We start from the raw sequence: 12,434 nt of genomic DNA on the forward strand, positions 1-12,434 counted from the left end.
AACAAGACGAGCTCACTGCCCCATTTTGTAATCGAGGAACCACTTCTTGTTGAGCTTGTCGAACGTGCCGTCGGCCTTCAGCGAAGCGATGGCGGCATTGACCGGCTTCACCAGGTCCGAGCCCTTCGGGAAGATGAAGCCAAAGTCCTCGGTGCCGAGCGGCCCGCCGATCAGCTTCAGCTTGCCTTCGGAAGCATCGACATAGCCCTGGCCGGCGGTGCCGTCGGTGAGCACCACGTCGACGTCGCCCGATTTCAGCGCCTGCACGGTCGCGCCGAACGTTTCGAACAGCTTTATGCGCGGATTCTGCTCGTTGCCGTCGAGCACGCTGTAGACAGCGGTGTAGAAGGGCGTGGTGCCCGGCTGGGCGCCGATCAGGCCGTCCTTGAAGGCGGCGAAGCTCTTTGCGTCGGTGAAGCGGCTTTCGTCGCCGCGCACCAGCATGAACTGCTCCGAGCGCATATAGGGATCGGAGAAGTCGACCTTCTCCTTGCGGTCGTCCTTGATGGTGATGCCGGTCATGCCGATGTTGTACTGGTTGTCGGAAACCGCCTGGATCATCGCGTCCCAGGAGGTGTTCTGGTATTCGACCTTGAAGTTCAGCCGCTTGGCGATCTCGTCCATCGCGTCATATTCCCAGCCGATCTGCTTGCCGGTCTTCTTGTCGATGAACTGCAGCGGCGGATAGGCGTTTTCCGTCACCACCACGACCTTTTTGCCGCCGAGATCGGGCAGGTTGTCGGCGAGCGCCGCGACGGGCGCGAGAAGCCAGGCCACCATGGCGGCCAGCAGCAGTTTCGACTTGGTCATGACAAGCTCCCCGAATGTGATTTGGCCGCGCGATGTTCGCGCGCCAAGAGAAAACCGGCGCCGACTTTAGCTTGCCGCAAGCGCCTTGCAAGCCGCTCCGCACTGCCACGGCGCGTGAATGTGAATTCCGATGCTCTTCGGCGAAGGTTTTCGGGACGACGGTTACGGCGATCAGTCCCGATCGGCCGTGGCCTCGCGCAACCCGGCGACCAGTCGTGTCAGGGTGCCGTGCAGGGCTTTCAGCTCGGTCCGCTCCAGCGGCATGCCGCAGCTGAGCCCCTCCTGCACGTCCTTCATCTTCGCCCGCAGCGCCTCACCCTTGGGGGTCGGCTCGACCAGCACGCGGCGCTCGTCGGCGCTATCGCGGCGGCGCGTCACCAGGCCGCCCGCTTCCATCCGCTTAATCAGCGGCGTCAGCGTAGCCGAATCGAGCCCCAGCGCTGCGCCGAGTTCTCCGATCGTGCTCGGCGAATGCTGCCATAGCGCCAGCATCGCCAGATATTGCGGATAGGTGACGCCGAGCGGATCGAGCAGCGGCCGGTAAAGCTTGGTCATCAGCCCGCTTGCCGAATAGAGCGCGAAGCAGAGCTGCTGGTCGAGGCGCGGCACTTCGATCGCCCCGGCGTCTTGCGCCGGGGTTTGCTTGGTCCTTGTTTCGGTCTTCGTTGTCATGCAGCCTTTGCCGAGAGCGCCACGTCGATATTGCCCCGGATGGCGTTGGAATAGGGGCAGATCTTGTGCGCTTCCGATACAAGCGCCTCGGCGCCCGCCTGATCAAGCCCCTTGATCTCCGCCTCCAGCGAAACGCCGAGCCTGAAGCCGCCCTGGCCGTTCGGATAAAGACTGACGGTGGAGGTGACGGAAGCGTCCTGCAGCGGCAGCTTCTGCTGGCGGGCGACAAAACGCACCGCGCTCTCGAAACAGGCCGCATAGCCGACGGCGAAAAGCTGCTCGGGATTGGTGGCGCCGCCCTCGCCGCCAAGTTCCCTCGGCATCGCCAGATCGACCTTGAGCAGGCCGTCGCTGGTTTCGCCGTGACCGTTGCGGCCGCCGGTGACATGAGCCTGGGCGGTGTAGAGTGCAGACATTTTCAATCTCCATTATATCGTACGCTATTATTTAGTGTACAAGATAATTGTCCGTCAACCCGCCGGATCGGTTTTCTGGAGGCGCGCGATCACAGCTCGGTGAAAACGAAAAAGGCGGCCGAAGCCGCCTTTCCGAAACCTGTCTCGCAAAAACCTTATTCGGCCGAAGCGGCCTCGGCGGCAGCCTTTTTCTCGGCGGCTTCCTTGGCGGCCGTCTCGGCGGCCAGCGCCTGGGCGGCGGCGACCTTTTCGGCCTCGATGCGGGCGCGTTCGGCGTTCAGCGCATCGCGCTCTTCATCGTTCAGCTTGCGGGCGCGCACGCCGGTGTTTTCCGAAATACGGGCCGACTTGCCGCGACGGTCGCGCAGGTAATAGAGCTTGGCGCGGCGAACCTTGCCGCGGCGCACGATCTCGACGCCCTCGACCATCGGCGAGTAGACCGGGAAAACCCGCTCCACGCCTTCGCCGTAGGAAATCTTGCGTACGGTGAAATTCTCCTGGAAGCCCGAGCCGGCGCGGGCGATGACGACGCCCTCATAGGCCTGGACGCGGGTGCGGGTGCCTTCGGTGACGCGTACCTGGACGCGCACGGTGTCGCCCGGCTGGAATTCGGGCAGCTTGCGCTTGGCTTCGATCTTGGCGGCCTGTTCGGCCTCGAGCTGACGGATGAGATCCATCTCAAATATCCACTTCTTGTTCTTCCGACAGTCAGAGCGTCCTCAGCTCGCCTTGCAGTTCAAATGACCGCTCGGCTATGCCCTTTGTCGAAACATCGGGCAGGGACGGCTACACCGCACTTGTTGACGGGTCCAGAAGATCGTTCTTCCGGTTCGGGCGGGCACATACAGCCATTTTGCCGCTTTGTCACGCCCTAATGCATGTCGCCCGGAACTGTGCGCGGTTCCGGGACGACGACATGTACCGAAACAAGAGCTTTGAGGGTTCTTGCGTCCATGGCCCCACATTTACTGCGGCCGTGCCGGGTTGCGCGCGGCTTGCAAGCTTCTTAAGCGGGGAAAATGACTTTTTTCGATGCCGCCTTGCTCTTTCTCTCGGGTTTTGTCTCCGGCGCGGTCAATGCCGTCGCCGGCGGCGGCACCTTCGTCACCTTCGGCGCCATGAGCTTGGTCGGCGTGCCGCCGATCGTCGCCAATGCCACCTCCTCGGTGACGCAGTTTCCCGGCTACATCACCTCGACGCTCGCTTATCTCGACGACATCAGGCATTTCTGGCGCCAGGCGTTGCTGCTCTGCGTCATCTCCGCCTTCGGCGCGCTGGCCGGCTCACTCATCCTGCTTGCGCTCTCCAATCCGTCTTTCCGCGCCCTGGTGCCTTGGCTGCTGATCGCCGCGACCGCGCTCTTCGCGGCCGGGCCATGGCTGAAACCGGCGCCCAAACCTGGCGCCGAAGCCAAGGTCGGCTCATTCGCCGGATCGCTGGCCCAGTTCGCGACGTCCGTCTATGGCGGCTTCTTCGGCGCCGGCATGGGCGTGATGATGCTCGCCACTCTCGGCCTGACGCAGGCCGGCGACTACCACCGGCTCAACGCGCTGAAAAACATGCTGGCTGTGGTCATCGCCGCCATCGCCATCCTGGTTTTCGTTTCGGGCGGCGTCGTCGCCTGGCCGCAGGCGATCGTCATGATCCCGGGCGGGGCGCTCGGCGGCTATGCCGGCGTCTGGATGGCCAAGCGCGTGCCGCAAGGCCTTGTGCGCGGCTTCGTCGTCGCCGTCGGCCTGTTCTTGGCCTTGTACTATTTCACCAAGGGCTGAGCGCGCAGCAAGTCAGGCCGCCGCTCCCGCGTCAGCTTCTCGGCCTCGGCGCGCCGCCATTCGGCAATCTTCTTGTGGTTGCCGGAGATCAGCACGTCCGGAATCGGCCTGCCTTCGAACTCCTGCGGCCGCGTATAGTGCGGATGCTCGAGCAGCCCGTTCTCGAAACTTTCTTCCTCGCCCGAGACGGCATTGCCCATGACGCCCGGCAGCAGCCGCACCACGGCATCGAGCAGCACAAGTGCTGCCGGCTCGCCGCCCGACAGGATGAAATCGCCGATCGAGACCTCTTCCAGTTCTCGCGCCTCGATCAGCCGCTGGTCGACTCCTTCGAAGCGACCGCACAGGATGACCGCGCCCGGCCCGGCGGCGAGCTCGCGCACACGCGCCTGCGTCAGCGGGTTGCCGCGCGGGCTCATCAACAGGCGCGGGCGCGGATCACCCGAAGGCGCGGCGTGGTCGATCGCCTTGGCCAGCACATCGGCGCGCATCACCATGCCGGCACCGCCGCCGGCCGGCGTGTCGTCGACGGTGCGATGCCTGTCGGTGGCGAAATCGCGGATCTGGATCGCTTCGAGCGACCACGTGCCGGCCTCCAGCGCCCGGCCGGCGATCGAAAGCCCAAGCGCGCCCGGAAACATCTCCGGGTAGAGCGTCAGCACCGAGGCGGCAAAGCTCAACGGTTGCCCCCGGCATCCTTCGGCCCGCGCGGCCTGCCCTTAGGATCGAAGCCGGAACGACCAGGAGCCGCCCCATCTTCCTCATCCTCGACCAGCCCCGCCGCCAGCGGGTTGACCTCGACAAAACCGTCGGCGATCGAGACATGCGGAACCGCGGCCTGCGTGAACGGGATCAGCACGCCCTTGCGGCCGGCAAGAGTGACATCGAGTATGTCGCCGCCGCCGAAATTGTGCACGGCGACGATCTTGCCGATGACACCCGTATCGTCCTTGACATCGAGGCCGATGAGATCGGCGTGATAGAACTCGTCTTCCTCGCCTTCATCGGGCAGCACCGAGCGGTCGACGAAAAGCTCGGTGCCGGCAAGCGCCTCGGCGGCGTTGCGGTCACCGACGCCTTTGAAACGCACCACCACCACAGTCCCGGCAGGCCTGATATCGGTGATCTGGAAGGCGCGGCCGTCCCTGGCATAAAGCGGGCCGTAATCGGCCAGCGCCATTGGATCGCCGGTGAAGGTCTTCACCCGCAATTCGCCCTTTAGGCCGTGCGCGGCACCGATCACGGCCATCTGTACGGGATTTTCGAGCTTCGACATCGGCGGCGCTTCCTTTGCCCTGCTCTAATACCCTCAAGCCGTCATTTCAATGACGGCCTCTTCACCGCTTCCTAACCCGCACGTTCGAAACTGCCAAAAAACGGAAAAAGCCCATGCAGGAATTCCTCATCCCGGCCAAACCCGACCTTCAGGCGGCGCGCGAGACCTGGCTGAAGGCGCTGGCGCATGAGCGCCGTTTGTCGCCGGAGACCGTCGAGGCCTATGAGCGCGACACGCGTCAATTCCTGCATTTTTTAACCGGACATTGCGGCGGCGCGCCGGGTATCTCCGACATCGCCGACCTGCGGCCGGCCGATTTGCGCGGCTTCCTCGCCGCGCGGCGCAATGAAGGCGCCGGCGCCCGCACGCTGGGGCGCGGCCTAGCCAGCATCCGCTCGTTGCTGCGCTTTCTCGAAAAACGCGGGATGGTCAACGCGGCTGGGGCGGCGGCACTGCGCGCGCCGCGCCAGCCGAAGTCATTGCCCAAGCCGCTGACGGCAAGCGACGCGAAACAAGTCGTGGCCGTGGAAGGCCAGCTCGCGGAAGAGCCATGGATCGCCGCCCGCAACGCCGCCGTGCTGACGCTGCTTTACGGCTCCGGCCTTCGCATCTCCGAAGCGCTCGGCCTGACCGGCGCCGATCTGGCCACGGAAGCCGACACCGTGCTGCGCGTCACCGGCAAGGGCGGCAAGACGCGGCTGGTGCCTGTGCTGCCGGTGGCCCGCAGGGCAGTCGCCGAATACCGCCGGCTCTGCCCGTTCCATATCGGTCCCGAGGGCCTGCTGTTTCGCGGTGCCCGCGGCGGCCCGCTCAACCCGGCCATCGTCCAGCGCGAGATGGCGAAGCTCCGCTCAGCGCTCAACCTGCCCGACACCGCGACCCCGCACGCCCTGCGGCATTCCTTCGCTACCCATCTGCTCGGCCGCGGCGGAGACCTGCGCACCATCCAGGAGCTGCTCGGCCACGCCAGCCTGTCGACCACGCAGATCTACACCGGCGTCGACACCGCGAGGCTGCTCGACATCTATGAGAAGGCACATCCAAGGGCGTGAAACCGCCGCGAAGCCACGCGGCTCACCGGACCGGAGACAATTTCAGTCTCTCGATTAACCGTTTTGCCGCTTTTCAGCGCTAAGACGCTTCTTCATGAAACGCGTCATCGCCATTGCCGACCGCGCGGCCCTTGTCTCGTTGAAGCTGCTTGCAGCGCTCAACGTGTTGTTCTTTTTGTCTTTCCTCGTCGTTCTACTGCTCGCCGGCCGGGCCCATGCCGAGGCGCCCAATTGCGCCGGCACCGATCTTTTGACCGCGCTGGAGAAGAACGATCCCGTCGCCTTCGAGAAGGTCGAGACCGAAGCGGCGGCCGTTCCCAACGGCAAGGGCCTATTGTGGAAGCTGGAGAAGCCCGGCGAAAAACCGTCCTACCTGTTCGGCACCATGCACATGACCGATACGCGCGTCACCACGCTGCCGGCCGCCGCGCAAAAGGCCTATGACGGCGCCGGCACCATCGTCATCGAGACCACCGACGCGATGGACAAGGCCAAGATGATGGCCGCCATGGCCAGCGAACCCGGCCTGATGATGTTCACCGACAACACCACCTTGTCGTCGCTCTTGTCGCCGGACGACGCGGCGGCGCTGAACAAGGGGCTCGACGCGCGCGGCATTCCGCCGGCGACGGTCGCCAAGATGAAGCCGTGGATCCTGTCGGCGATGATGGCGTTGCCGGCCTGCGAAGTGGCGCGCCAGAGCGCCGGCGAACCCGTGCTGGACGTCAAACTGGCTTCGGAGGCCAAGGCTTCGGGAAAAGACGTCGAAGGGCTCGAGACCGCCGTCGATCAGCTGCGCGCCATGGCTTCGCTGCCGCTCGAATTCCACATGAAGAGCCTGGTCGAGACGATGAAGCTCGGCGACAAGGTGAACGACGTCAACGAAACGATGATTGTGCTCTACCAGCGCGGCGAGGTCGGCATGTTCTGGCCGCTGTTCCGCGCCGTGCTGCCGGAGACGGCGGACGACAAGGCCGGCTATGCCGCCTTCGAGCAGACCATGATCACCAGCCGCAACAAGGTGATGGCCGCGCATGCCGGGCCGATTTTGGCCAAGGGCAATGTCTTCATGGCCATCGGCGCCATGCATCTGCCCGGTCCGGAAGGACTGGTCGAGGATTTTCGCAAGGCAGGGTATAGTGTTACCGCCGTCAACTGAGTCGTCTGGCGGCTGGCGGACCTGAAAACGCCGGTTTTTCAGCGCTTTCCGTCCGTTCGCGTGAAACCCGATGCGGGCTCAGCGCGTTGATGGCTGTTATTTTGATGACTTTCATCCAAGGAGGACACGTTTCATGGCGAACCCTAACGATCCCTACACCCCTTCGAGCACGCCTCCCACATCGCGTGGCGGTGGTGGCGGCAGCGGGTGGCTGATCGCCCTTGTTGTCATTATCCTGGCCATTGTTGCGTATTATGTCTTCGGCAGAAGCGGCGGCGAGCACGCCCCGGCGACTTCCGAGCCGCCTGCAGCCAGCACGCCCGCTCCGGCGCCTGCAACGCCTGAACCAGCGCCGGCAACTCCGGCTCCTGCGCCTACGCCCACTCCGGCGCCAGCCCCAGCTCCTGCACCCTCGCCGGCCCCGACTCCGGCTCCGGCGCCAGCTCCGGCTCAGTGATCGGGCTGCACCTAACAACAAACGGCCCGCCGAAAGGCGGGCCGTTTCGTTTGCGAGCTGCGTTCGCCGCCTATCGCGCGGTCAGATATGAATCGGCTTGAAGAACGTCGCCAGCGCCGCTTCCTTCACCGCTTCCGACATCGTCGGATGCGCGTGGCAGGTCCGCGCCAGGTCTTCGGACGAACCGCCGAATTCCATCAGCACCGCCGCCTCGTGGATCATCTCGCCGGCGCCGAAGCCGACGATATGGACGCCGAGCACGCGGTCGCTCGCCTTGTCGGCCAAGATCTTCACGAAGCCGTCGGTGTGCAGCATGGCGCGCGCGCGGCCATTGGCGCTGAACGGGAATTTCCCGGCCTTGTAGTCGATGCCGGCCTTCTTCAGCTCTTCCTCGGTCTTGCCGACCGAAGCGATTTCCGGGCTGGTGTAGACGACGCTCGGGATGACGTCGTAGTTCACATGGCCGGCCTGGCCGGCGATCGTCTCGGCCACCGCGACGCCTTCGTCCTCGGCCTTGTGCGCCAGCATCGGCCCGGCGATCACGTCGCCGATGGCATAGATGCCGGGAACATTGGTCCTGAGATGCCCGTCGGTCTTGACCCGGCCGCGCTCGTCGACCTCGACGCCCGCTTCCTTCAGCCCCAGGCTGTCGGCATAGGGCCGCCGCCCGGTGGCAACCAGCACCACATCAGCCTCGATGGTTTCCGCCGCGCCGCCCTTGACCGGTTCGAAGGTGACGGTAGCGCCCTTCTTGCCCTTGGCGACGCCGGTGACCTTGGCGCCGAGTTTGAACTCGAAACCCTGCTTGGACAGGAGCCGCTGGAACTGCTTCGACACCTCGCCGTCCATGCCGCCGAGGATGTTGTCGAGGAACTCGACCACCGTGACCTTGGCGCCGAGCCGGGCCCACACCGAGCCGAGCTCCAGCCCGATGACGCCGCCACCGACCATCACCAAGCTGGCCGGCACCTTGGCCAGCGACAGCGCGCCGGTGGAGGAGACGATCACCTTCTCGTCGAAATCGACCTTGACGCCGGGAATGCCGGCGACATCGGAACCGGTGGCGATGACGATGTTCTTGGTCTCGATTTCCTCGACCTTGCCGTCCTCGCCGGTCACCGAAACCTTGCCGGCGGAAACCACCTTGCCGGTGCCGCGAAAGGAATCGATCTTGTTCTTCTTGAACAGGAAGGCGACGCCGTTGACGTTGGACGCGACCGTCGCGTCCTTATGCGCCATCATCTTCTTCAGATTGAGCTTCGGCGACGGCAGCTCGATGCCGAGCGTATCGAAAGCATGGCCGGCCTCGGCGAACATCTCGGAAGCATAGAGCAATGCCTTCGAGGGAATGCAGCCGATGTTGAGGCAGGTGCCGCCGAAGGTGGCGTTCTTCTCGACCACAGCCGTCTTCAGCCCAAGCTGCGCAGCCTTGATGGCGCAGACATAGCCGCCCGGTCCCGATCCGATGATTACGACGTCATAAGCCATGATGGTTCCTTCTGGTCTGGCCCTTAGCGGCCGCCGCTCACATTCAGGATCGCGCCCGTTATATAGGAGGCCGCGTCCGACATTAGATAGAGAACCGCGCTGGCGACTTCGTCGGCCGTTCCCGCGCGTTTCATCGGCAGCAAATCCTGCATCCGCGCCACACGGTCGGGCTGGCCGCCCGAGGCGTGGATTTCGGTCTCGGTGATGCCGGGGCTGACCGCGTTGACGCGAATGCCCTCCAGCACGACTTCGCGCGCGAGCCCGATGGTCATGGTGTCGATCGCGCCCTTCGAGGCGGCATAGTCGACATATTCGCCGGGCGATCCCAGCCTGGCCGCCGCCGAGGACAAGTTGACGATGGCGCCGCCCCTGCCGCCATGCCGCGTCGACATGCGCTTCACCGCCTCGCGGGCGCAAAGAAAGGAGCCGACGACATTGATGCGCATCATGCGCTCCAGCCGCGCCATGCTCATCTCGTCGACCCGCGCTTTGACGTCGACGATCCCGGCATTGTTGACGAAGGCGTCGAGCTGGCCAAAGGCCCGGTCGACGGCTTCGAACATCGCCAGGACATCGGCCTCGTTGCCGACATCGCCCTTGACGGCGAAAGCCTCACTGCCTGCGGCCTTGAGCTCGGCAACAAGCGTGTCCGCCGCCGCCTGGTTGGAAACGTAGTTGACCGCCACGCGGTAGCCGGCCTGGTTCGCCTGCCGGCAGATGGCGGCGCCGATGCCGCGGCTGCCGCCGGTGACCAGCAGCGTCTTCCTGTCCGCGCTCATTCCTGGCAGCCTTTCAGCACGAAAATGTCCCATGGCACTTTGGAGAAGCCGGCAGGGCCATAGGCGGCCGACATTTCGAGCGACGGCCCGAGATCGGGAAAGATCAGGCTTTTCGGCGCGTCGGCGCCTTCGGCCGGCAGCAGGCCAACGCCGCCCTTTTCGTCGGCGCTGTAGATGACGCCTTCCCAGACCGTGCAGGCGGCAAGCTCATCGCCGGTGACGTCGCCGGCCGGGCATTTGTACATCAGCGAGCCATGCGGCCGCGCGGCGCTGCCTTCAGTCCACATCGCGATGCCGTCGAGCACGACATTGTTGTCGAGGATCATGCGGAAATTGTTGGTGATCGTCGCCGAGCTGCCGGCCGGCGCGAAGTCGATGTCGGCGCCACTCCGGGCCTCGCCATAGACGGCAAGCTGGATAGGGCAGGCGGCCTGGGCGCCGGAAGCCGACAACAAAACCGCCGATCTAGCCATCCACCGGATTATGGGTGAGGCAAGTATCCTCATCGATCGGCCTCGTTACGGCCATCGGCGTTTTCGAGCACTTCGAAGTCGGTCATCAGGAGCAGTGGTTCGCCGGATGCGTCCAACCCCCAGAAAGACCGATACGCGCCGTCGCCATAGCCAGTGTCGAACATGGCTACATTGATCGGGTTGCCTTCAATCGGACTGTCGATACAAAACCTGTCGATAGTGCACGCGACGTCGGCGAGATAGTCGTCAAGTTCCTCTTGGTCAGACATTATCGTGAGGAACGACTTGTCCATAAACGACGCAACCGCGTCATCAACGATAAATTCAAACTCATAGCCCGATGGACGGTCTCGAGCAAAGGTGGCCAATTCCCAACGCACCGGCAAGCCAGAGCCGAAACGCAATGCCGCCACGGCAATCTTGGTCCGAACCTGAAGCAATATGACCGGGTAGCGCCCCGGCTTTACCTTGCGGCTAAATGGCGGCCGTCCCAGTCCGGTGATGAGCGGGTCGCAGGCAACGATTTCGCCGGTGGGCAATTCAAGCTCACCGATCGTGGTGACGGTGATCTTCCGTTCCGCCATCTCGGCAGAGCTGAGAGCGAAGACGCCGAGGTTGCTGCTGATCTCGGAGGCCTCCCAATCGGCGGGCGAAGCGACCACGGGCAAGTCGGAGAAAAGCCAGACACGTCCACGCCGAAGGAATCGGCGTAAGGCATCTGACCGACCACTCATTGCGGATCGGCTCCGATCACAGATCGAGCACCAGCCGCTCGGGATCCTCCAGGCTTTCCTTGACGCGCACCAGGAAGGTCACTGCTTCCTTGCCGTCGACGATGCGGTGGTCGTAGCTGAGCGCCAGATACATCATCGGGCGGATGACGATCTGCCCGCCGACGACCACCGGCCGCTCCTGGATCTTATGCATGCCGAGAATGCCCGACTGCGGCGCGTTCAGGATCGGCGTCGACATCAGCGACCCGTAAACACCACCGTTAGAAATCGTGAACGTCCCGCCTTGCATATCCGCCACTGACAGCTTGCCGTCGCGCGCGGCGAGGCCCAGCCGGCCGATCTCCTTCTCGATCTCGGCGATGGACATCTGGTCGGCATCGCGCACCACCGGCACCACCAGGCCCTTGTCGGTGCCGACAGCGACGCCGACATGGGCAAAATTCTTGTAGATGATATCGGTGCCGTCGATCTCGGCATTGACCGCCGGGATCTCCTTCAGCGCATGCGTCACCGCCTTGGTGAAGAAGCCCATGAAGCCGAGCTTCACGCCATGCTTCTTTTCGAAGACGTCCTTGTATTTGGCCCTCAGCGCCATCACCGCGCTCATATCCACCTCGTTGAAGGTGGTGAGCATGGCGGCGGTGGACTGCGCTTCCTTCAGGCGGCGCGCGATGGTCTGGCGCAACTTGGTCATGCGCACGCGCTCCTCGCGCGGCGCATCCTCGGCCGTGGACGGCGCACGGGCCGCGACGGGCGCCGGAGCCGGAGCCGGAGCTGCCTTCGGCGTCTCGGCCGGCTGCGACGGCGCGCCCTTGGCAATGGCGTCGAGCACATCGCCCTTCAGCACCTGGCCGCGCTTGCCGGAACCGGACAGCTGGTCGACCGAGAGATTGTGTTCCGCGATCAGTTTGGCCGCAGCCGGCGCCGGCGGCATGGTGCGCGGCTCGACCGGACCGGCGTCGCCGGCCATCTTGGCGGTTTCGGCCGCGGCCTGCTTGGTGGTGGACGCGGCGTCCGGGCTGGAAGCCTGCGCCACCGCCTGCGGCTTGGTGGCGGGAGCGGCGGCCGCGCCGCCCGCCGAAATCGAGCCGAGCAGCGCGCCGACATTGACCGTCTCGCCTTCCTTGACCGCGATCTCGGCCAGCGTTCCGGCGCCGGCTGCAGGCACTTCCACCGTCACCTTGTCAGTTTCGAGCTCGACCAGGGGCTCGTCGGCGGCGATCGCGTCGCCGACCTTCTTGAACCACTTGCCGACAGTCGCCTCGGTGACGGATTCGCCGAGAGTGGGGACGCGGATTTCGGTAGCCATTGTGCCTGTCCGTTGTCTTCTTGAGGTCTGTTTTCGT

At 64.5% G+C, this 12,434-nt stretch carries 14 protein-coding genes; 3 read left to right on the top strand and 11 right to left on the bottom strand.

Annotated features, from left to right (window positions below):
- Nucleotides 1-12: 12 nt before the first annotated feature.
- The 4 genes from LB553_RS27985 to rplS form a co-directional block, all read right to left on the bottom strand.
- Nucleotides 13-810 carry a basic amino acid ABC transporter substrate-binding protein gene (locus tag LB553_RS27985; RefSeq protein WP_224518059.1) on the bottom strand — a complete coding sequence of 266 codons (798 nt, stop codon included), beginning with the start codon at nucleotides 808-810 and terminating at the stop codon, nucleotides 13-15.
- Between the two features lie 171 nt (nucleotides 811-981).
- A complete protein-coding gene (locus tag LB553_RS27990) occupies nucleotides 982-1,482 on the bottom strand; it encodes a MarR family winged helix-turn-helix transcriptional regulator (RefSeq protein ID WP_224518061.1) in 501 nt (166 codons plus the stop codon).
- Nucleotides 1,479-1,898, bottom strand: coding sequence for an organic hydroperoxide resistance protein (locus LB553_RS27995; RefSeq protein WP_224518063.1), 420 nt, complete (start codon nucleotides 1,896-1,898; stop codon nucleotides 1,479-1,481). The genes LB553_RS27990 and LB553_RS27995 overlap by 4 nt, the downstream gene beginning before the upstream one ends.
- Before the next feature lie 155 nt (nucleotides 1,899-2,053).
- A complete protein-coding gene (gene rplS / locus LB553_RS28000) occupies nucleotides 2,054-2,575 on the bottom strand; it encodes a 50S ribosomal protein L19 (RefSeq protein ID WP_095769549.1) in 522 nt (173 codons plus the stop codon).
- Between the two features lie 342 nt (nucleotides 2,576-2,917).
- Here rplS and LB553_RS28005 point away from each other — a divergent pair, with 342 nt between their 5' ends.
- Complete coding sequence (locus tag LB553_RS28005; protein WP_224518065.1) at nucleotides 2,918-3,670, top strand: sulfite exporter TauE/SafE family protein; 753 nt, start codon at nucleotides 2,918-2,920, stop codon at nucleotides 3,668-3,670.
- Here the strand turns inward: LB553_RS28005 and trmD are convergent.
- Together trmD and rimM are read right to left on the bottom strand one after the other, a co-directional pair.
- A complete protein-coding gene (gene trmD / locus LB553_RS28010; protein WP_224518067.1) occupies nucleotides 3,652-4,350 on the bottom strand; it encodes a tRNA (guanosine(37)-N1)-methyltransferase TrmD in 699 nt (232 codons plus the stop codon). The genes LB553_RS28005 and trmD overlap by 19 nt on opposite strands.
- Entirely contained in the window at nucleotides 4,347-4,946 is a 600-nt protein-coding gene (rimM, locus tag LB553_RS28015) for a ribosome maturation factor RimM (protein ID WP_224518068.1), read from the bottom strand. Before rimM ends, trmD begins: the two co-directional genes overlap by 4 nt.
- A gap of 113 nt (nucleotides 4,947-5,059) precedes the next feature.
- On the opposite strand from rimM, the gene LB553_RS28020 reads away from it, so the two are divergent.
- Nucleotides 5,060-5,998 (top strand): tyrosine recombinase XerC, encoded by a 939-nt coding sequence (locus LB553_RS28020; protein WP_224518070.1) that lies wholly within the window; start codon nucleotides 5,060-5,062, stop codon nucleotides 5,996-5,998.
- 94 nt (nucleotides 5,999-6,092) lie between these two features.
- Nucleotides 6,093-7,157: a TraB/GumN family protein gene (locus tag LB553_RS28025; protein WP_224518073.1), complete on the top strand. Its 1,065-nt coding sequence runs from the start codon at nucleotides 6,093-6,095 to the stop codon at nucleotides 7,155-7,157.
- A gap of 538 nt (nucleotides 7,158-7,695) precedes the next feature.
- On the opposite strand, the gene lpdA is transcribed toward LB553_RS28025, so the two are convergent.
- The 5 genes from lpdA to odhB form a co-directional block, all read right to left on the bottom strand.
- Nucleotides 7,696-9,102 carry a dihydrolipoyl dehydrogenase gene (lpdA, locus tag LB553_RS28030; protein WP_224518075.1) on the bottom strand — a complete coding sequence of 469 codons (1,407 nt, stop codon included), beginning with the start codon at nucleotides 9,100-9,102 and terminating at the stop codon, nucleotides 7,696-7,698.
- 23 nt (nucleotides 9,103-9,125) lie between these two features.
- Entirely contained in the window at nucleotides 9,126-9,881 is a 756-nt protein-coding gene (locus LB553_RS28035; protein ID WP_224518077.1) for an SDR family oxidoreductase, read from the bottom strand.
- On the bottom strand, nucleotides 9,878-10,354 hold the full coding sequence (locus LB553_RS28040; RefSeq protein ID WP_412033384.1) for a hypothetical protein: 477 nt from the start codon (nucleotides 10,352-10,354) through the stop codon (nucleotides 9,878-9,880). Before LB553_RS28040 ends, LB553_RS28035 begins: the two co-directional genes overlap by 4 nt.
- A 29-nt stretch (nucleotides 10,355-10,383) precedes the next feature.
- Nucleotides 10,384-11,016: a DUF4241 domain-containing protein gene (locus LB553_RS28045; RefSeq protein WP_224518081.1), complete on the bottom strand. Its 633-nt coding sequence runs from the start codon at nucleotides 11,014-11,016 to the stop codon at nucleotides 10,384-10,386.
- A gap of 88 nt (nucleotides 11,017-11,104) precedes the next feature.
- Nucleotides 11,105-12,397 (bottom strand): 2-oxoglutarate dehydrogenase complex dihydrolipoyllysine-residue succinyltransferase, encoded by a 1,293-nt coding sequence (gene odhB / locus LB553_RS28050; RefSeq protein WP_224518083.1) that lies wholly within the window; start codon nucleotides 12,395-12,397, stop codon nucleotides 11,105-11,107.
- Nucleotides 12,398-12,434 lie beyond the last annotated feature (37 nt).

The organism is Mesorhizobium sp. CA8, assembly GCF_020164955.1.
Lineage (GTDB): Bacteria > Pseudomonadota > Alphaproteobacteria > Rhizobiales > Rhizobiaceae > Mesorhizobium.